General features: G+C 68.5%; 20 protein-coding genes. 13 read left to right on the forward strand and 7 right to left on the reverse strand.

What is annotated here, in order from left to right:
* Positions 1-91 precede the first annotated feature (91 nt).
* From IT359_04500 to IT359_04555, 12 genes are all read left to right on the forward strand, one after another.
* The gene (locus IT359_04500; protein ID MCC6928236.1) at positions 92-883 is read left to right on the forward strand and encodes a hypothetical protein; all 792 of its coding nucleotides are present in this window, start codon (positions 92-94) and stop codon (positions 881-883) included.
* A gap of 158 nt (positions 884-1,041) precedes the next feature.
* On the forward strand, positions 1,042-1,464 hold the full coding sequence (locus IT359_04505) for a response regulator (GenBank protein MCC6928237.1): 423 nt from the start codon (positions 1,042-1,044) through the stop codon (positions 1,462-1,464).
* Positions 1,465-1,698: 234 nt separating this feature from the next.
* The gene (locus tag IT359_04510; protein ID MCC6928238.1) at positions 1,699-2,139 is read left to right on the forward strand and encodes a hypothetical protein; all 441 of its coding nucleotides are present in this window, start codon (positions 1,699-1,701) and stop codon (positions 2,137-2,139) included.
* Positions 2,136-2,876 (forward strand): SDR family oxidoreductase, encoded by a 741-nt coding sequence (locus IT359_04515; GenBank protein MCC6928239.1) that lies wholly within the window; start codon positions 2,136-2,138, stop codon positions 2,874-2,876. Before IT359_04510 ends, IT359_04515 begins: the two co-directional genes overlap by 4 nt.
* Positions 2,877-2,947: 71 nt before the next feature.
* A complete protein-coding gene (locus IT359_04520; protein MCC6928240.1) occupies positions 2,948-3,829 on the forward strand; it encodes a replication initiator protein A in 882 nt (293 codons plus the stop codon).
* A gap of 214 nt (positions 3,830-4,043) precedes the next feature.
* The gene (locus tag IT359_04525; protein ID MCC6928241.1) at positions 4,044-5,627 is read left to right on the forward strand and encodes a S41 family peptidase; all 1,584 of its coding nucleotides are present in this window, start codon (positions 4,044-4,046) and stop codon (positions 5,625-5,627) included.
* Positions 5,628-5,728: 101 nt separating this feature from the next.
* Complete coding sequence (locus IT359_04530) at positions 5,729-6,844, forward strand: PD40 domain-containing protein (protein ID MCC6928242.1); 1,116 nt, start codon at positions 5,729-5,731, stop codon at positions 6,842-6,844.
* Positions 6,845-7,039: 195 nt separating this feature from the next.
* Entirely contained in the window at positions 7,040-8,089 is a 1,050-nt protein-coding gene (locus tag IT359_04535) for an SPFH/Band 7/PHB domain protein (protein ID MCC6928243.1), read from the forward strand.
* A 6-nt stretch (positions 8,090-8,095) separates the two neighbouring features.
* A complete protein-coding gene (locus IT359_04540) occupies positions 8,096-8,317 on the forward strand; it encodes a hypothetical protein (protein MCC6928244.1) in 222 nt (73 codons plus the stop codon).
* Between the two features lie 34 nt (positions 8,318-8,351).
* On the forward strand, positions 8,352-9,335 hold the full coding sequence (locus tag IT359_04545; protein MCC6928245.1) for an HD domain-containing protein: 984 nt from the start codon (positions 8,352-8,354) through the stop codon (positions 9,333-9,335).
* Between the two features lie 778 nt (positions 9,336-10,113).
* Positions 10,114-10,320, forward strand: coding sequence for a cold-shock protein (locus IT359_04550; protein ID MCC6928246.1), 207 nt, complete (start codon positions 10,114-10,116; stop codon positions 10,318-10,320).
* A gap of 286 nt (positions 10,321-10,606) precedes the next feature.
* Entirely contained in the window at positions 10,607-10,894 is a 288-nt protein-coding gene (locus IT359_04555; GenBank protein MCC6928247.1) for a hypothetical protein, read from the forward strand.
* Between the two features lie 144 nt (positions 10,895-11,038).
* On the opposite strand, the gene IT359_04560 is transcribed toward IT359_04555, so the two are convergent.
* From IT359_04560 to IT359_04575, 4 genes are all read right to left on the reverse strand, one after another.
* Positions 11,039-11,386, reverse strand: coding sequence for a hypothetical protein (locus IT359_04560; protein ID MCC6928248.1), 348 nt, complete (start codon positions 11,384-11,386; stop codon positions 11,039-11,041).
* Between the two features lie 195 nt (positions 11,387-11,581).
* Positions 11,582-12,211, reverse strand: a complete 630-nt coding sequence (locus tag IT359_04565) for an NUDIX domain-containing protein (GenBank protein ID MCC6928249.1) — start codon at positions 12,209-12,211, stop codon at positions 11,582-11,584.
* Between the two features lie 180 nt (positions 12,212-12,391).
* Positions 12,392-14,299: a hypothetical protein gene (locus IT359_04570; GenBank protein MCC6928250.1), complete on the reverse strand. Its 1,908-nt coding sequence runs from the start codon at positions 14,297-14,299 to the stop codon at positions 12,392-12,394.
* Between the two features lie 158 nt (positions 14,300-14,457).
* On the reverse strand, positions 14,458-14,736 hold the full coding sequence (locus tag IT359_04575; protein ID MCC6928251.1) for an oxidative damage protection protein: 279 nt from the start codon (positions 14,734-14,736) through the stop codon (positions 14,458-14,460).
* A gap of 289 nt (positions 14,737-15,025) precedes the next feature.
* Here IT359_04575 and IT359_04580 point away from each other — a divergent pair, with 289 nt between their 5' ends.
* Entirely contained in the window at positions 15,026-15,589 is a 564-nt protein-coding gene (locus tag IT359_04580; GenBank protein MCC6928252.1) for a hypothetical protein, read from the forward strand.
* Between the two features lie 32 nt (positions 15,590-15,621).
* Here the strand turns inward: IT359_04580 and IT359_04585 are convergent, their stop codons facing one another.
* Genes IT359_04585 through IT359_04595 form a run of 3 tightly spaced genes read right to left on the reverse strand, consistent with a single transcriptional unit; the run spans position 15,622 to position 18,681 of the window.
* Complete coding sequence (locus tag IT359_04585; protein MCC6928253.1) at positions 15,622-17,262, reverse strand: hypothetical protein; 1,641 nt, start codon at positions 17,260-17,262, stop codon at positions 15,622-15,624.
* Between the two features lie 5 nt (positions 17,263-17,267).
* Positions 17,268-17,912 carry a hypothetical protein gene (locus IT359_04590; GenBank protein MCC6928254.1) on the reverse strand — a complete coding sequence of 215 codons (645 nt, stop codon included), beginning with the start codon at positions 17,910-17,912 and terminating at the stop codon, positions 17,268-17,270.
* A 10-nt stretch (positions 17,913-17,922) separates the two neighbouring features.
* Positions 17,923-18,681, reverse strand: a complete 759-nt coding sequence (locus IT359_04595; GenBank protein ID MCC6928255.1) for a hypothetical protein — start codon at positions 18,679-18,681, stop codon at positions 17,923-17,925.
* Between the last annotated feature and the right edge of the window lie 16 nt (positions 18,682-18,697).

Raw genomic sequence — 18,697 nt, forward strand, 5'->3', positions numbered from 1 at the left:
CCTGACGGGGACGCCCCCCGGACCGTCGCTGCACGAGGCCCGCCCGCCGATGGCACATGGACCGTCGATCACTACATAGCAGGAGGCATTCATGCCGCGTGGCGAGGCGTGGGACGAGACGCTGAAGTTCTCTGACGACGACGAGGACGATATCGGGTACGGCGGCTCGTCGTCGTTTGACGATGATGACGATGATGATGATGGTTGGGGCGGATCTTCCTCTCGCGACGGCGGGTTGTGGGACGAGCCCGAGGAAGCCGCGCTCGAGGACGAGGAAGACGCGGATGTGCTGAGCGACGACGACGTCGAGGACGAAGTCGAGGTCGAGGAGGAGGAGGAAGTGGTCTTCGGAGCACCGGCTCGCCGTGGCCGTCCGCCGAAGCCCAAGCCCCCTGCCCCCCCGCCACCACCCATCGCCGAAAGCGCCCCCGCCGCATCTGCTGCCGCCGAACCGGCAAAGGGCGCGAAGCCCGCGCCCGCCAAAAAGGGTGCGCCCGCCAGCGCCGAGAAGGCCGTCCCCGCCCCAGCCAAGCAGGAGCCAAAGACAGCCGCCGCACCCAAGAAGGCCGCGGCACCGGCTAAGGCGGCAGCAAAGGCGCCCGCCAAGCCGCCCGCCAAGGCTCCGTCGAAGGCGGCCAAGCCGGCCAAGGCCGCGCCTGCAAAGGCAGCCAAGAAGGCCCCCACCAAGAAGGCGGCGGCCAAGAAAGCCGCGCCAAAGAAGGTCGCCAGCAAGGGCGCGAAGCCCGCGCCAAAAAAGGCCGCTGCCAAGAAAGGAGCAGCCCGGAAGCCGGCGCCAGCCAAGAAGGTCGTGAAAGCCGCCGCCAAGAAGGGGGCCAAGAAAGCCGCTCCCAAAAAGGGAGCGTCGAAGAGCAAGAAGCGGTAGTTCGCTACCGACGCTCTCGCGCGCGGGGCGCATCGATCGTCGATGCGCCCCGCGTTGTGCCTTGGAACCGCGCCGGCCCCATCAGAGTCTTACACTGCGCGAAAAAAACGCCGACGCCCCCCCGTCCTCCCATCTCCTCGTCCTCCCGCCTCTCCCTCATGCCCCGCCGCGTTCTCATTGTCGAAGACGAGCCCAGCGTCCTCGAGAATCTCGCCGAGCTCTTTGAGGTCGATGGCACCCGCGTGACGAGCGCCGCAACGCTCGACGAGGCCAAGCAGGCGCTGGCCGTGGAGCCGTATCAGCTGATCCTGAGCGACATCCGGCTGGGCCGAAAGCGTGATGGCGGGCTCCAGGTCATGGCGGCCGCGGGACTCCTTTCACCCGAGGCGGTCGTCATCGCGCTCACCGCGTATCCCGACCAGGACAATCGCCTCGCCTCCGAGCGGCTCGGCGCCACGTACTTCCTCGAGAAGCCGGTCGACCTCGAGACCATCGCCACGGTCGCCGCCCGGCACGGTATCCCGTCGTCGATCGTTCCCAACGCCGCATCGATCGAGGCCGACGGAAACCCGCCGCGTTGACGCGGCATCGGCGACACCTTTCGCGGTTTGTGTGCATCGCGCGCGCTCGGCCGGCGTTGCACTCGTGATGGCAGGCAAGGAGTGGCGTCGTGCTGGCGCCGGTGCCGGGACCCGGGGTAATCTTCGCCCATGGCGGAGTCTCCTGTCGCGTTACTGCGCGCGCATGCGCGCCAAGCCCCGTGGAATGCCCGCGGGCTCGCAGCCCATGTCGCCTCGCTCGTCGACGCGGCGGGGGTGCGACCCACGAATGCATCGGCGCGCGCGGCACCATCGGCGCGCGCGGTGCGGTTCTACGTCGCCAACAAGCTGATGGATCGCCCCGAGGGGCTCGGCACCTCGGCGACGTACAACTACCGGCATTTCTTGCAGCTGCTGGCCATCAAGATGCGCCAGCGCGAGGGGATGTCGCTCGACACCATTCGCCGCGACATGCGCGAGGTCACGGGCGACGCGCTGGAGCGCCGCGTGGCGCAGTCGCTGGCCGCCGTGCTCATGGTCGGCGTGCAGCAGGCGGCGCGTCACGACGCCGACCCCGTGGTGTCGTGGCGCCGTGTCCCGGTGGCCGACGGCGTCGAGTTGCACCTGCGCGACGACTCGGCCGTCGCCCGCGAGGACGCCATCGTGGCCATGCGCGAGGCGGTGCGCATTGCGTTAGGCAGGGTGGAGGCGCGGTGACGTCGCCGCTCCCGCTTCGCGTCGACTACCGTTTCGACGGCCGCCTGGCCGTCCTCACCGGCGTTGCCCGTCGCGGGCAGGTGGGCGAGGCGGTCGCGCGCGCCTTCGGCGAGCGCGGGGCCGCCCTCGCGCTCCTCGACCGCGACGCGCTCGAGGCAGAAGCCCGGGCCGCCGAGCTGCGCGCCGTGGGCATCTCGGCCACCGCCTGGGGGTGCGACCTCACCGATCATGTCTCGTTAGGCACGGTGGCGGCGCAGCTGGCGACGCGCCACCCCGGCGGGGCCACCGCACTCGTCTGCCTCGCCGGCGGATTCAGCGCCCTCGGACCGGTGGGCGAGAGTGCCCCCGCCCAGTGGGAGCGCATGCTCGCCGTCAACCTCGCGACCGCGTACGCCACCACACGCGCCTTCCTCCCCGCGCTGCGGACCGCGCGCGGCAGCATCGTTTACTTCGCCTCGGCTGCCGTTGCTCCTGGCGGTTCGGTCGAGGGAATCGCCGCGTATGGCGCGGCCAAGGCCGGCGTCGCGGCGCTCATGCGCGCCGTCGCCGCCGAGGAGCGCGCGCGCGGCGTGCGCGCCAACGCACTCGCACCAACCGCCATTCGCACCGACGCCAACATTGCCGCGATGGGCGCCACCGCGTCGTATGTCGAGCGCGAGACCGTGGCCGACTGGGTGACCTCTCTCTGCTCGCCCGCTGCCGGTCCGGTCACCGGACAGCTCGTGAAGCTGGGATGACCGATCCGCGAAGCACCATGCACCGACGCCACACCGCACACTCTCCCGAAACCATCACTCGTTAGGACGCCGTGCCAGGGGACCCCGCCTTCCACCACTCTCCGCGCCCGTCGCATCCGCGGCGTCCCCCTGGGCGTGCCGTCTTCCTCGATCGCGCCCTCGAGGCGCTCCCTCTCTTCCGCCTCAGCGACTCGGCCGAAGAGACGACCATCCTGTACACCCCGCCGGCTGGTGGGCGATGGCGCGTCCTCCCGTCGCCCGGCGATCGCCTCCCGGGAACCTTCGACCAGGACGTCTACGTCGAGATCTGCCGACGCTATCTCGATGCGCTCGCGCCGGCCGACGGCGCCATCACCTTCACGCTGCACGCCTTCCTCCGCTCCATCGGCCGCCGCGCCGACGGCAGGACGTACGAGCAGCTCCGCGCCGCGCTCAACCGGCTGGAGCGTACATCGCTCGAGTCGTACGGGGCGTACTGGAGCGCCACCACCGGCGCCGCGCTCGAAGGGCGCTTCTCCATCCTCTCGGCCGTCTCGATCGATCGGCGCCGCACCGCCGATCGTGAGCAGCTTGCCCTCTTCCCCACCTTCACCGCCTCCGAACCCGGCGATGCGCGGGTCACGCTCTCCCCGCTCCTGCGCGCCAACATTCAGGAGGGGCACACCACCACGCTCTCACCGCAGCTCTACCAAGGGCTGTCGTCGCCAGTGGCGCGCCGTCTCTATCGCCTCCTCGAGGTCGCCCGCGCCGACGATACCGTCACATGGCGCATCGAGCTGGAGGCGCTGGCCGAGCAGGTTCCGCTCGTGCAACGCTATCCGTCGCACCTGCAACGCGTCCTCCAACCCGCGCACGAGATGCTGCAAACGGCGGGAATCGTGCGCGATGCCAAGGTGCACCAGATCAGGAAACAGTGGTTCGTCGACTACGTGCTCGCCGTTCGTCCCACGTGACAGTCGGCGCGCGCCGGTCGCGGCCTCTCGTCCCGAGCGAGCGCGACCAGTGACGCGTAGTGCAGGCATCAGTCCGTGTACGCACCCCGGAGCGCAACTCCAACGGAACCCAACCGGGGCATCAGCAGGTAAATAGGAGGGCGGGCGTTCTCGTCTTCCCGTCCCCAGCCGTCGCTGGGGCAAGCTTCCCGACTTCTTGACAACTCGTCCACTCATGAAGAAAAAGCTCGCCATCCTCGGCGCCGTGCTCATCCCGCTCGCGGCTGGAGCGTTCGTCGTGCAGGAGCGCGCATCGCTCGATGGGGGGCGCCTCTTCGGACAGGTCCTGGACCTGGTCGAGAGCCGGTACGTGGACTCGGTGGACACGGCGCTCCTGTACGAGAAGGCCGCGCGCGGCCTCGTCTCGCAGTTGCAGGACCCGTACTCCGAGCTCTTCTCGCCGCGCCAACTCACGCAGTTCAACACGACCACGGCCGGACGTTACGGCGGTTTGGGGCTGCAGATCGAGGAGCAGCCTAACAAGGGCGTCGTCGTCTCGAAGGTCTTCCCGCACACCCCCGCCGAGGCGGCCGGCGCGCGCGAGGGCGACATGATCGTCGCCATCGACACGCTGACCACGCGCGGCTGGTCGTCGACCCGCATCGCCGATTCGCTGCGCGGCACGCCGGGTTCCAAGGTCTCGGTCTCGTTCGCGCGCCCCGGCGTCGCCGAGCCCATCAAGTCGACGTTCACGCGCGCCGTGATCCGCGTCCCGGCCGTGCCGTACGCCATCACCTTTGAGAAGATCGGCTACATCCCACTGCAGGGCTTCAACGAGTCGTCCACGCAGGAAGTGGCGGCGGCGGTGCGCAAGCTCGTCACGCAGGATGGTGCCAAGGGGTTGGTCCTCGACCTGCGCGGCAACGGCGGCGGCTTCCTCGAGCAGTCGCTCGCCATCTCCAACCTCTTCCTGCCGCAAGGGACGGAGTTGGCATCGGTGCGCGGGCGCAACCAGGAGAACCAGGCATATACAGCGCGCGAGAAGCCCGTGGCGCCAGACGTGCCGCTCGTCATCCTCACCGACCAGTACACCGCCTCGGCGTCGGAGATTGTTGCCGGTGCCCTGCAGGACCACGACCGCGCGCTCATCCTTGGCACGACCTCGTTCGGGAAGGGGCTCGTCCAGACGCTCTTCCAGCTCGATGGCGGCTACGCACTCAAGATCACGACCGGCAAGTGGTACACGCCCAGCGGGCGCACCATCCAGAAGGAGCGCAAGCTCACCCCCGACGGGCAGTTCATCGAGGTGCACCCCGACTCGCTGGAGAGCGATTCGGCACGAAAGGCGCGCCCGACCTACAAGTCCGATGCGGGACGCGTGGTGTACGGTGGCGGCGCCATCACCCCCGATGTGATCGTCCGCCCCGACACGTTCACGTCGGCCGAACAGTCGTTCCTGCGCGCCACCGCGTCCAAGTCTCAGGACGTCTATGTCACGACGTACGATTACGCGATGGAACTGAAGGAGCAGGTGAAGGGAGACCCGAACTTCACCGTTTCGCCTTCGTGGCGCGACGAACTGTACAACCGCCTGGCGAAGAAGGGAGTGACGGTCGATCGCAAGCTGTTCGACGGCGCGCAGACGCAGATCGATCGCATGCTCGAGCAGCGCGTCGCACGCCTCGCCTTTGGCGATTCCACCGCGCGCCGTCGCTCGCTCGACGACGATGTCCAACTCCAGAAGGCGCTGGAGATCCTGCGCAAGGGGCAGAACCAGAAGGATCTCTTCGCACTCGCCCCGCAGTTCTCGCGCAAGTAGCAGCGTCGTTCGCGGGTCTCCTGGAAAGACGGCGGCGGACTCGCGCAGTGCGAGTCCGCCGCCGTCGACTATCAGTTGAAGCGCCAATAGATTCAGCCGTCATGACTCGATTCAAACCCTTCGTTGCGGCCATGACGCTCATGGTCGCCGGCGCCTGCGCGCGCGGCGGTACGGCTTCCGGCGGTGCGTCCGGCAGCGCGGCCCCCGCCCACACCAGCGCCCCTAACGAGACCGTTCTGCCCGCAGCGGGCGAACGTCATCTCTCCAACATCCGCCAGCTCACCGACGGCGGCGAGAACGCCGAGGCGTACTTCAGTCGCGACGGAAAGTGGATCACCTTCCAGTCCTCGCGCGACGGGCGCACCTGCGACCAGCAGTACGTCATGCGTGCCGACGGTTCCGACGTGAAGCGCGTCTCGAATGGCAACGGCAAGACGACGTGCGGGTGGTTCCTCCCCGACGGCAAACGCCTCTTCTTCGGATCATCGCACGCGCACGACTCGCTCTGTCCCCCCAAACCCGATCCGTCCGCCGGCTATGTCTGGCCGCTCGACCCGTTCGACATCTACACGGTCAACCGCGATGGCACGGGGCTCAAGCGACTCACCAACTACGACGTGTATACGGCGGAGGGCGTCCTTTCCCCCGACGGCAAGCGCATCGTCTTCACGTCGCTCAAGGACGGCGATCTCGAGATCTACACGATGAACGTCGATGGCACGAACGTGCAGCGCCTCACGCACACGCCGGGCTATGACGGCGGGCCATGGTGGTCGCCCGACGGGAGCAAGATCGTGTATCGCGCCCACCATCCGGCCGACTCGGCGCAGCTCGCCGATTACCGCGCGTTGCTCGCACGCAAGATGATTCGCCCCAGCCGCGTCGAACTCTTCGTGATGAATGCCGACGGCAGCGACCAACGGCAGGTCACCGCACTGGGCGGCGCCAACTTCGGCCCGTCGTGGTCCCCAGATGGCAAGAAGATCATCTTCGCCACCAACCACGTCGCGCCACGAAGCGGGAACTTCGACCTCTATCTCGTCGACGCCAACGCCACCAAGGCAGGGCGCGACCAGGTCGAGCAGGTCACCTTCACCCCAGTCTTCGACGGATTCCCGATGTTCTCGCCCGACGGCAAGAAGCTGCTCTGGGCCTCCAACCGTCATTCCAGGCTGGCGACCGAGACCAACCTCTACATGGCCGACTGGACGTGGTGAGCCGGTAGAGCATCGGCGCGCCACACGCTCGGGCCCTCGCACATGAGGGCCCGCTTTCGTTTGCCCGCTCCTCGAAGCGCGCGCACGCTGGGCACCTTGCGCTGGGCGCTTCAGCGCGTGACGACCGCTGCGCCCCTCGACTCTCCCCCCCGCCCCCCGTAACATCCACGCACCCGATTCCCACCGGAGAACGCCATGCAGTACGTCCCGCTGATTTTCGTCGTAGCGGCCGCCTATCTCCTGTTCCGGTCCATCAAGATCATTGGCCAAGCCGAGGTGATGGTCATCGAGCGACTGGGACGCTTTCACCGGGTCGCGCGATCGGGACTCAACATCCTCATTCCGATCCTTGAACGTCCCAAGGAACTCGACGTGCGCTATCTGGAGAGCGACGTCGGTGGGGTTCGGAAGATCACGTCGCGCGCCACCGCCCGCATCGACCTCCGCGAGCAAGTCCTCAACTTTCCGTCGCAGCCCGTCATCACGAAGGACAACGTGACGATCGACATCGACGCCGTGGTGTACTACCGCATCGCCGATCCGCAGAAGGCGACCTACTCGGTGCAGAATCTCCCGTACGCCCTCGAGACGCTCACGCGGACCACGCTGCGCAACATCGTGGGCGAGATGGAGCTGGACGCCACGCTCACGTCGCGCGACATCATCAACAAGCGCATGCGTGAAGTCATCGAGGATGCTTCGATCGGCTGGGGGGTCGACGTCACTCGCGTCGAGCTGCAGTCGATCGAACCGCCGCGCGACATCCAGCAGTCGATGGAGCTGCAGATGCGCGCCGAGCGCGAGCGTCGCGCGGCGGTGACCAACGCCGAGGCGACGAAGCGCGCCGCAATCCTCGAGGCCGAAGGGGTGCGCGAGGCGCAGGTGCTGCGCGCACAAGGCGAGAAGGACGCCGCGGTTCTGCGGGCGCAGGGGCAGGCGGAGGCACGCCTCGCCATGGCCAACGCCGAGTCCGAGGCAATTCGTCGGATGGCCGAGTCGCTCCCCGAAGGACAAGCGTCCACCTACCTGCTGGGGCAGAAGTACCTCGACGCGCTCCCGTCCATCGCGCAGGGCAAGGGATCGACCATCTTCCTCCCGGCCGAGGCGACCGGTGTCCTGGGCGCGTTAGGCGGGCTACGCGAGCTGCTGAACGCCAGGAGCGGCGGCGAGCCCGCACCCAAGCCCGGCACGGCGTCGGCGCATCGCGCGCTCGGTGCGGGTCCCGTCGATCCGTCCAACCCGTAGGAGCGCTTGAACCCGATCTCGAGAGAACGCGCGGAGATCATCGCGCGCGCGCACGACTGCTCGCATTGTCACGAGTACAACTACAAGAAGGTGCAGGTGCGGCCCGCCAGCGAGGCGCAGTTCAAGGCCCTGCTGGCGGTATGGGTGGTGAAGCGTGTCTGCGGAATTTGCGGCCTCGAGTCCGAGATGGGGCTCGACGAAGACGGCGACATCGTCTTCCTGGGCTGATCCTGCGCCGGCACCCTCGTTCCCCTGCACCGGCATGGCTACCTCCGTCTTCGACATCGCGCGCGCCGCCGTGGGCGACCGCCTGCAGCATGAGTTCCTCATCATCGATCGCGAGGAGAAGCGCCTCGCCAACGGGGACCCGTTCGTCCTGCTCACGCTGGGCAATGCGACCGGTCGGCTCGGCACCGCGCCAATCTGGAACAACCAGCTCGACTGGGCCGCCGGTGCCGAGAAAGGGAAAGTGGTGCAAGCCATCGGCGAGGTAGCCGTCTTTCACGGCAAGCGGCAAGTCCGCCTCACCGCCCCGCTGCGCGTCATCCCCGACGCCCTCGTACGCGCCGAGCAGTTCCTTCCGCGCGTCCCGATGCCCGCGGAATCGCTGTGGGACTGGGTCGATCGCGCCCGCGCCGAGATTCGCTCCAACGCGCTGCGGCGCGCCGTCGACCTGTTCTATGGCGACGACGCCTTCCGAGTCGAGTTGGAGCGCACACCTGGGTCGGTCGCCGGTCATCATGCAGCGGTGGGCGGGCTACTCCTGCACGTGACCGAAGTCGCGACCATCGCGCGCACCGCCGCTCGAGTGATGCGCGCCAACGTGGATCTCGTGGTGGTCGGGTCGCTCCTGCACGACATAGGGAAGGTGCGGGCTTACGCCGTCACGCCGACCGGCTTCGCCCACACGCCCGAAGGGTCGCTGCTTGGACACGTCGTTCTGGGCGCCCTCATGCTGCAGGAGCGTTTGCGCGACGTCCCGCTTGGCGAGATCGGCGCATCCCAGCGCCTCGAGCTGCTGCACTTGATCCTCTCGCATCACGGCTCCCTGGAGTTTGGAAGCCCGGTTCAGCCCATGACGGTGGAGGCGGAGCTCCTGCACTGGGCCGACGAGACCTCGGCCAAGGGGAACGATGTCGCGGAATCGTTGGCGGAGGATGAGCACTTTGGCGACGGGGAGGTGAGCGAGCGGCGGCCGTGGCGAGTGGGGCGCCGACTTTGGCGCCGGCCGCACGGCTGGGAGTAGTCCCGAGCCTCGTTTCGACCTTCTCGGTCACCCGATCCACGTCCCCGGAGACCCGAAAGCGATGTCATCTGTAACCGGTCTCGGGAATCATTTCCGGTGGAACCGAATTCCTGCGGATACGTACAACACTTGCGAGTCTGCGCGCGTTGCTATGACAGGCCACGCTCACGCTGCTATCCGGGAACTTCCGGGTACGGGTCGGCGTTGGGGGGCGGTCTGCTGGGGCGACGGAGGGTGGTGTTCTGGCGGCATGCTGGCCGCTCTGGGCTGCAAATAGATGTGCGGCTTTGATTTGCAGCCTTTGGCGGTTAGCTTCCTCAAGGTGGCGGCATTGGCGCTACCGCACGCGTGACTCGTTACTGCCCAGGAGGTCTCATGAGAAAGCCACGGCCGGCGACATACAATCCGGCGCAGGCACTGCATCTCATTGCCAGCGATCGTACAGGTGAGCCCCTCAGTTGTCCGTCGTGCAGTGGCTCCATCGAGAGGTCTCCCGATCACTTTCCGCCCGCTCCGCGCTCGCATGTGACATTGACGTGTACTGCGTGCGGACGGACGGCCCGCTATATTGCGGGAGCAGCTTAGTCGGGATTGAGAGATAGCAGGTCGATCGCACGTGCTCGCGCACTCGGTCGCTGACGAGTGCGCGAGTTTTTTTCGCGGGAGGTTTGGCAGAGGTGCCAGCTTCCGCATCCCGATCGGCAGGTGTGAACGCGAGGGCGTTGTTCCTGCCGATCTGCTCCACAGTTTCACCCCGCAGGGGAAGAGGAACGGTTCCATGGCACGCATTACTGGCACGGTCAAGTGGTTCAACGACGCGAAGGGCTTCGGCTTCATTTCGCGCGAGGGCGGTCCTGATGTGTTTGTGCACTTCAGCGCGATCAACCAGCCCGGCTTCAAGTCCCTTGCGGAGGGAGACAAGGTCGAGTTCGAGATCGTTCAAGGACAAAAGGGGCCGCAGGCCGCCGACGTCCTGAAGGCCTGAGCCTCGACGCGGAGTGGCGGTCCCGGTGCGCAATGCGTACCGGGACCGTTTTCTTTGCGACCTACGTCTCAGCACGCCACCACCGACAGCCCCAACTTTGCGGTCGGTCGCGTGTACTTCGTGGTGCCGGATGTCACCCGAGCCGCCACCCAACGCGGTGACCGGTGCAACGTCGGGATCGTCCTCCATGAAGCGGCGAGTCATTCGAGGGAGCACGGCCGCCCGCGCGATGGAGCCATCCAGTCGATCGAGAACCGTAGTCGTCGAGGCCTGTCGAGACGTGCAGATGAACGATTCGCGAATCCTCTATCAGCGTGAGCTTCCCGGCGGCGGCTACGTCCATGTGGCCGAGGAGTCGTCGCTGCACGAGACCGAGACGCATCGCGCGCATATCACGGTGGAGCGCCGCACCGATCCCACGCGACGCGACGGTCACGAACCGCCGGTCATTGCCAGCGCCGAGGGGCGCAGCAGCCAGAGCGTTTTCGGTGAACTCCTGCGCATCGCCCAGGACAACGTGGCGATCGCCAAGGGCCTCCTGCGCTGGCGGGGAGACGGCACGGCGAAGTTCTAGCTCGGGAAAGCCGGGCTTCCGGCGCACCTTCAATCGTGTGCCGGCTGGCATCCCGGCTGGCAGACGCAAAGACGGGCCGTCGCGATTCCGCGAGGGCCCGTCAGCTTTTCGCCTTCTGTCCCGCAGCTACCGTCACGGCGCCGCCTAGGCGACAGCGATGCGGAGCGGCAGCTCGAGTTCGATCTGAGGCGCGGACTCAGCGTCGTCCATTGCGGCGTTGGCTGCCACCGTGGAGCGGGTGTGGCCCGCCGGTCGGCGCCGTGTGGCTGGATCGGTGCACACACCCAGGAGATGCGCCGTCTGATGATACAGCCGGAAGGCGTGAATCGGCGCTATGAAGTCGGTACCGGAGCCCGCGGCAGCGATGCGTTCAGCCTCATCCACGACCTGCGCCGGCAGCGCCGAGGCCAACGGATGCCGAAGCAGTGCGATAATCGCGAGCGCGTCTCTCCCCTTCAGGGCGTTACACAGGGCTTCGAGGTAGGCGAGCACGGGAGCTCTCCTGCGCAGGATGTGTAATTGACACTTTGCAACTAATACCAGGGACGGTCAAGTCCAGTTCCCGCAACGGCACGTCAGGAAACTGCCTCGTCTGCATCACCGCCGTGTGACGATCCCGTCCCGTACAGGAGTATCGGCACGTTACCGCGCGAAGTGTGCGCAGAGCGTTCGGGTTCAGCGGCGCGCCTACAACAGGTCGAAGCGAACGGCGCGCGGTCCCTCCCGTCGGCGCCGTGCGGCAAACTGGAAGTACTGCGCCGGACGTCCGCGCCCCTCGCTGCGCCATTCCTCGGTGGCCTCGACCAGCTCGGCGGCCTGCAGCGCACGGCGAAAGGACGCCTTGTGCAGGCGACGCCCGAGCAGCAGCTCGTACATCGCCTGCAACTCGGTGAGCGTGAACAGCTTCGGCAGGAGGCGAAAGGCGATGGGAGCGTCGTCCACGCGCGCTCGTAGCGCCGCGACCGCGGCATCGAGCATGGTCCGATGGCGGATCGGAAGCGTGGGTGGTTCGGTGATGCTGAACCAGGCCGCATCGCCACCTGCACGTTCGAGCCGCGACGCCGGCACCACCGCGACAAACGCCACGCTCAGCTCCGCATCGGCCGGATGTGGCAACCCGTCGGCAAACGCCCCGACCTGCGCCATCCAGGTCGGCTCGCCACCGACAGCGGTTGTGGCCAGGCGTTGCGCCGCGCGCTCCAGCGTTTCGTCCCCCTCCACCCAGCCCGCCGGCAGCTGCCACCGCTCACGCGCACGCGGATCACCGGCACGCTCGCACAACACCGCCAGCTGCTTGCCGCGCGGGGTGAAGAGCACAACCTCGATGGAGAACTGAGAGCGTCGCCGCGGCGCGCGCGGTGACGGGCTGGATGCGGAGGAGATCCGGTCGCGCATGATCGCGCGAATTAGTGCCGATGCGAAACTAAAGTCAAGGGGCCAACATTCCACGACGCCATCGGCACGCGTCGCGCATTGTACGAGTGCCTGAGCGCCGAGTCAACGCGCGAGTTCCCGCCGTTCTCCTGCGCCGATCGGGAGCAACGGCGGAATGGAGATCGGAAGCCGCGCCGTGATGGCGGCGTGTCCCAGCAGCGCACGCGCCGACGCGCGTTGCGACGCCGCACTCCCGCCCCAGGAAATCGCGTACGTACCGACCGACGGCGCTTGCATCAGCAGGTACGGCGTGCCGTACGAGACAAGAATCACCTTGGCCCGCTGCCGCTGCAGCCGCGCGACGAAATCGGCGAAGGCCCGCGGCGCGCTGGCAGTCGCTGACTCGGAGGTGATGTTCACGTACGATCCCAGCACGACGACGTCCACGGACCTGGCCTGCGCCAGCACCGCGCGGAAATCCGGGACCGCGTCGTCCGCGTTCACGAACGCGGTGCGCACCCCCTGTCCACCGCCACGCATCTCGCTGTTGAAGGCGACCCCCGCGCCCAGGTCACTGCGACGCGCGTACGTCACGGAGAGCACGCGAGGGCGCCGCGTGCGAACGCGGGCGCGGAGCGGTACCAGCTGCAACGAATCCTTCGCCAGGACGAATGCCCGCGACGCGACTGCATCGGCCACGCGCTGGTTCGCCTCTGTCCCGACCACCGCGCGTATACGATCGACATCGACCGTGCGCCGCTTCGGCAAGTCGAAGCGATGCTTGAGGGCGAGGACGCGGCGAACGGACGCGTCGATGCGCCGCTCGTCGTAGCGACCCTCGGCGACACCGGCAACCACGGCGTCGATTGCCCCGGCCACGTCGGCGGGCATCAGGAGTACGTCGTTCCCCGCCGCGATGGCGCGCTTCGCCGCTTCGGCGGCCCCGAAGCGCTGCACCACGCCCGCCATATCCATCGCGTCGGAGACGAGGAGCCCGTCGAATCCGAGTTCACCGCGCAGCAATGTCGTCATCACCACGGGCGAGAGCGTGGCGGGGACGGGCGTCGAGTCGAGCGCCGGAAGGAAGCCGTGGAAGGTCATGATCGCGCCGATCCCGGAGGCGATCGCCGCCTTGAACGGGACCAGCTCGACCGAATCCAGACGCGCACGCGATGCAGTGACGGCGGCCAGCGCCAGGTGCGAGTTGGTCTCGGTGTCACCGTGTCCGGGGAAGTGCTTGCCGGTCGCGAGCATCCCGTGGTCCTGGATCCCGCGCACCATCGCCGCCCCCAGGCGCGCCGCAAGCGACGCATCCTCGCTGAACGAGCGCGAGCCGATGACCGGGTTGGCCGGGTTGTTGTTGACGTCGAGAACGGGGGCGTACGCCACGTGGATCCCCAGCGCGCGCGACTCCTCGGCGGTGACGCGTCCGACGTCGTAGGCGAGTGCCGTGTCGCCAATCGCGCCAAGCGCCATCTGCCACGGGAAGGTCGTGGCACCACCGAGATCGATCGCATTGGGGAGGAAATACGCACCGCGGAAGCGGAAACCCGCCCCCGTCTCCAGGTCCGCGCTGACCAGCAGCGGGAGTGCGCTCTGGCGCTGTAGCGCGTTGAGCTTCACTGCAACGTCCGTCGGCGACCCCACGGAGACGATGATGCCACCCACGCGCTGCTCCGTCACCAGCGCGGTGATCCGGCGCCATTCTGCCGTGGATTCGGCGACGTAGTCACCGAGGATCCACGGCCACACGAGCTGCGCGACCTTGTCGCGCAGCGGGAGGGTGAACATCACCGAGTCGGCCCAGGCGAGGTCGGCGCGCTCCGCGGGGAGGCGTTGCGGTGGCGATGTGGCGGCGAGCCCTGTATCCTCGCGCGCGCGAAGTGAAATCGCAGCTGGCGAAGCCGGGCTCGCGGCGGGGACGGGCGTTGCGGCCGCATGCGTCGGTGCCGCGGCGGCTGTCGTGGCGACTGTCGCGGCGGCCGGTGTGGGGGCCGGTGTGGCGGCCGGTGTGGCGGCCGGTGCCGCCATGCGGTTATCTGTTCGCGGCGCTGGAGTGGGCGCCTGCGCTCCTCCGCATCCCGCCAGCAGCAACATCCAACACCAGGGCGACCACGCGAGCGACCGCGAGAGCGACCGCGTCAGGCCATGCGCCGCAGCTCGCACGAGGCGCCTCGCGGCACTGCGTGCTACCACTCGATGGTTCCCTTCTTCGTCGTGTCGACGTCCTCACCCTGTCCCGCCTTGAACAGGAAGGCCTGCATGTTCTTGGTGAGGAACGAGCGGGCCTGCGGGTCCATCACGTTCAGTCCGTAGTGATTGATGAGCATCGTCTGCTGCTTGAGCCAGTCGCCCCAGCAGGTCTGGCACGTCTCGGCCACGATGCGCGAACCGATGGCGCCTGGAAATGGGGGACGCTCGAAACCGGCGCGCGTCTGGCCGCAGCGGGAACAGGTGATGTCGGGCATGGCAACCTCTGGTGGGAGCGCCGGCGCAGCGCGGCGGGCGGGCGCGTGGCGCCCCGCGCGCGCACCATCTGGAGCGATGCGGCCCCAGGGTGGCGAACCCGGAATGTAAGGAGCGTCGGGACCCCCGCCAACCAACCACGGAGCGCGAATGGCCGCCTTCCCCACGCTCGTGCGGCGCGGTCAAGTTCCACCCCCTGCGCGACCGAGAATCTGGGGTATGGACCGACATGCATCGTGGAGCGGGGGACCAGGCGCCGGGATTCCCATTGCGGGTGTACGCGGGCGACGCGTGCCGCCGCGGACCCCTCAGCAGCGCGGGCGGCGCAGCGCGCGGACCGCCGCATGGGACGGCGCCCGGCGCTGGTGGCTCGTCGCGTTAGGCACGCTGGCGTTGATGCTCATCCTGCCGCGATTGGCCGGCGCACAGGGGGTGCGTTCGCGCGAGGTGGCGGTCACGCTTCGCGTCACGGCACCGCCGCGTGCGATGGGCGTTACGGAGGGCGGCGCCGTCACCGCGGAGCGCGTGGGAGAATCGGTCGCGGACTTCCGGATTCCCGTGCCAGCGGCCCCGTGGGGCGCATCGCTCGTCACCGCCCGGCTGGAGCAGTCGGGAGGGGGCGACGGCACGCTCGCGCTGCGAGGCACCGATGGTTCGTTCGTTCCCTTGGGTGACGGTTGGGTCTCAGCCGCACCGAGGTCCAGCGATGGAACGATCGGCGTTCGCCTCGCGTCGCTGGGAGGGGCGCCGCTCGACGCGGGCACATGGCGCATTCGACTCCGCGTCGCGTCGGCCGATGCAGCTGGCGGGCAGGTGGAGCGGAGCGTCGCCCTGGTTGTCCCCGATCGGCGATAGCGCGCCGCGCGCCGCCCGTCGTGCGCCGGCTGCTAGCGAACGATGGGGACGCGACGCACGACGATGGTGACTGGCGCGGCGCGCTCGTCGCGGACCGGCGTCACGGCGCGAGGCGCCTGCACAACCTCGAACGTTCCCGCCACGAGGAAATCGTCGAGCACCACGCGTAGCGCGAGCGCCTTCCCCACGGGGCGACGCACGAAGAAGCGCCCGCGCGAGTCGGTGTAGACGACCTCCCCACCCACGTCCACCGCGGCGCCCTCCACGGGGGCACCCACCTCATCCACCACGCGTCCGTTCAGCACGAAACGGTCGACACGCCCCCCGGGATTCCCCGCCAGCGGCCCCATCGCATGGCCCATCCCGCGATAGACGAACGTGCTGCCTTGCGCGGAGTAGTGCACCTTGCCGTCCGGCGTGACGAAGCTGCCGACGGTGAAGCCGTAGTTGCCAAGCTGCACGCGCGCGTTGAGGCCGATCGACTGCACGAAGGGATTGCGTGTCAGGTACGGCGAATGCGCCACCTGGTAGTCGAGCGAGAGCGACGTGAGCCCTGTCGCGACGGTACCGCCAACGCTCACTGCCGTTCGCCCGTGCTCACGCGTGATGACCTGCAGGAGCGAGAGCCGCGAGTTGATGGTTTCGCGCAGGAGGAGGACCGGGGTGGTTACGCGCGACGGCGTGGGGCGCCACACCTGCAGCAGGTACAACTCGGCCTGCAGGCGTGTCGTGAGGTCGCGACGCGCGCTGAACGACGAACTCAGGTTGCGCACCCCTCCGGCCTGCGACGAGAAGAGCCCGGTGGAGATGGTCGCGCCGAGGAGTCGGGCATTGGCCGAGACCTGGTTGAGCGTTGCACGTTGCGGGAGGCCCTGGAAGGCCGAGTCCTGCCGGAAGTGCTGGCGTCCCGCGGAGAGGGTGAGCGCCTGCGTGGCTCGCCAGGTGACGAGGACGTTCTCGCGTTCCAGTTCGCTTTGCAGCGGCATCGGGGCCGAGGCGCGACGGAAGCCGCCTGACATGGCGGCATAGACGCCCTTCACGTCGAGGCGGCTGGAGCGCGCGTCGATCGACAGGGCACCGTAGGGACGGTCGCTCCCGACGCCCGCCGTGGCGCTCGTCGTCACGCCTAACGCTGGTGTCCAGCGCAGCGACCCGAGGAGCGTCTGCCGGTTGGTGGCAACGGCATGCCCAACGAAGGAGAGCGACCGGCGGATGTCGTAGGTGGTGCGCAGGTACGCCATCGCCCGCGACGGGGTGTTGGAGGCGAAGTACGGGGCAGCGACGGCGTTGGCGCTCGCACCGGCAAAGGCCTGCAGCGTGGTGCGTCCGCGGCGCCGTTGCACCGAGGCGCCCTGGGCCAGGATGGCGCTCCCCCCACCGAACACGTCGGTCTCGAGCACGAAGGGAAGGGCATCGTTGCCCAGGCGGAGGGTGTCGCGCCCAGACAGGAGGCGACGCGCCGACCAGCCAAGGCGCAGACCATCGAGGTATCCCACGCCTAACGACGCCTCGTAGCCGTTGCCCCACACGTTCACGACCCCGCCGTAGCCCTCGAACAGCGACGACCCGCCGCCCTGCAGCTGGAAGACCTGGGCACCGGCGGGGGGCGCGGCGGCCGCGAGCACCGCGCCGAGGGCGGCAAGGACGCAGGCGGGGGAGCGGCGCGGGCACATGGCGGTCAGTACGCGATCGCGCGCAGCGTCAGCGTCCCGGTGTACGTCCCGGCGGCGAGGTTCAGCAATCCGCGCAGGTCCAGCTGCAACTCGAGATTGTCGGTGCGCTGGCCGACGCCGTTGAACGGGCCGATGATGAGTTGGCGGTACAGGTGCAACGACGCGCCCGCGGTCCCGACGCCGTTCACGGCGCTCCCGGTGAACCCGGTGAACGCCGTTGCGCGCCCGGTGGACATGCGGCCCAGCACGCGGCTCGACGGGAGGGTGGCGGCGGGTCCGGTGAGCGCCGCGGTCGGTGTGGCGAAGTAGCCGACCAGGTCGACATACCCGATGATCATCGACACATCCCACTGCGTGGTGATGCTCACCGGCGACGGGAAGGTGTTGAGCGCGTTGTCGGCGATGGACGGGAGCGATTGGACGGCGCCGCTGTTGATGCGCAGCGAGAGCGTGTTGGCGGCGGCGGCAGGGCCGCTCCCCGCCGCCGCCGTCTGCCACAGCCCCACCGGCGAGAGTGCGGGCGTGGCCGTGGTCACCGTGCTCACCTGCGCCAGCGCCGTGCACCAGGGCGCGACCACGACGCCGGCGCCCCCCACGACAGATGCAAGGCGGGTGCGCCAGGCGCCGGTCACGCGTGCAACGCGCCGCATGGAAGGGAGCCTAACGCTGGGCGCCGGCGCGGCGCTCGTCGGCGGCGATCACCGGACGGTGCTCGTCGAGCGTGAACCGCGCGAAGCGAAGCACGACGCGGTCCGGCTGTCCGCTGCCATCCCACGGCACCTCCACCCGGCGACGGCTGCGCGGGAAGAGCGGGAAGCCGCCGAACGGGGCGCCATGCTTTCCGTCGACGCTCAGTTCCGAGGCGAGGACGCGCCCCAGCGCGTCGCTCGTGTTCTCGAGTTCGAGGACGGCCTTCCTGCCCGCGCTATCGAAGTCGAACGAGCGCACGGCGACGGCGGAACGCGCCAGCGGGTCCTTCTGCAGCAGGTAGACCACGTGCGGCAGTTCGAGGCGGACGTTCAGCCCGGTGCTGGTGCGCGCCCCGGTCATCGCCGCGAGAACCATGAACCAGGCGGGGAGCTGCCGCGCCCGCGCCTCATACGAGACCGTGTACGTGCCTAACGGCGGAATCCGGAATGACATGGCCGACAGCCGCAACTCGACGTTGGTCGTGTCCAACGGAAGGTCGGTGAGATTCCCCTGCTCGTCGACCGAGAAGCCGCGCGGCTCCAGCACCACCGTGAGGGGAAAGAGCGTCTCGTTCACCAACTCGAACCGGCCGCGCCCCTGCACCGGGTACTCCACGACGGACGGCCGCACACTCTGCCCCTGCGCTGCACGCGGGGCGAGCCCCGCCACGCTGGCCACGGCCAGCGAGGCGACCATCACGGTGTCGAGGAACTGGCGGAGCGGGGGCATGGAGGCTGGATGGACT

This window comes from Gemmatimonadaceae bacterium (genome assembly GCA_020852815.1).
Classification (GTDB): domain Bacteria; phylum Gemmatimonadota; class Gemmatimonadetes; order Gemmatimonadales; family Gemmatimonadaceae; genus SCN-70-22.

Coding starts and splice junctions, on each gene's coding strand:
- IT359_04590 (MCC6928254.1), bottom strand. CDS start 17,912: ATGCGGCGCGTTGCACGCGTGACCGGCGCCTGGCGCACCCGCCTTGCA.
- IT359_04575 (MCC6928251.1), bottom strand. CDS start 14,736: ATGCCCGACATCACCTGTTCCCGCTGCGGCCAGACGCGCGCCGGTTTC.
- IT359_04570 (MCC6928250.1), bottom strand. CDS start 14,299: ATGGCGGCACCGGCCGCCACACCGGCCGCCACACCGGCCCCCACACCG.
- IT359_04585 (MCC6928253.1), bottom strand. CDS start 17,262: ATGTGCCCGCGCCGCTCCCCCGCCTGCGTCCTTGCCGCCCTCGGCGCG.
- IT359_04530 (MCC6928242.1), top strand. CDS start 5,729: ATGACTCGATTCAAACCCTTCGTTGCGGCCATGACGCTCATGGTCGCC.
- IT359_04550 (MCC6928246.1), top strand. CDS start 10,114: ATGGCACGCATTACTGGCACGGTCAAGTGGTTCAACGACGCGAAGGGC.
- IT359_04525 (MCC6928241.1), top strand. CDS start 4,044: ATGAAGAAAAAGCTCGCCATCCTCGGCGCCGTGCTCATCCCGCTCGCG.
- IT359_04555 (MCC6928247.1), top strand. CDS start 10,607: ATGAACGATTCGCGAATCCTCTATCAGCGTGAGCTTCCCGGCGGCGGC.
- IT359_04535 (MCC6928243.1), top strand. CDS start 7,040: ATGCAGTACGTCCCGCTGATTTTCGTCGTAGCGGCCGCCTATCTCCTG.
- IT359_04595 (MCC6928255.1), bottom strand. CDS start 18,681: ATGCCCCCGCTCCGCCAGTTCCTCGACACCGTGATGGTCGCCTCGCTG.
- IT359_04545 (MCC6928245.1), top strand. CDS start 8,352: ATGGCTACCTCCGTCTTCGACATCGCGCGCGCCGCCGTGGGCGACCGC.
- IT359_04505 (MCC6928237.1), top strand. CDS start 1,042: ATGCCCCGCCGCGTTCTCATTGTCGAAGACGAGCCCAGCGTCCTCGAG.
- IT359_04500 (MCC6928236.1), top strand. CDS start 92: ATGCCGCGTGGCGAGGCGTGGGACGAGACGCTGAAGTTCTCTGACGAC.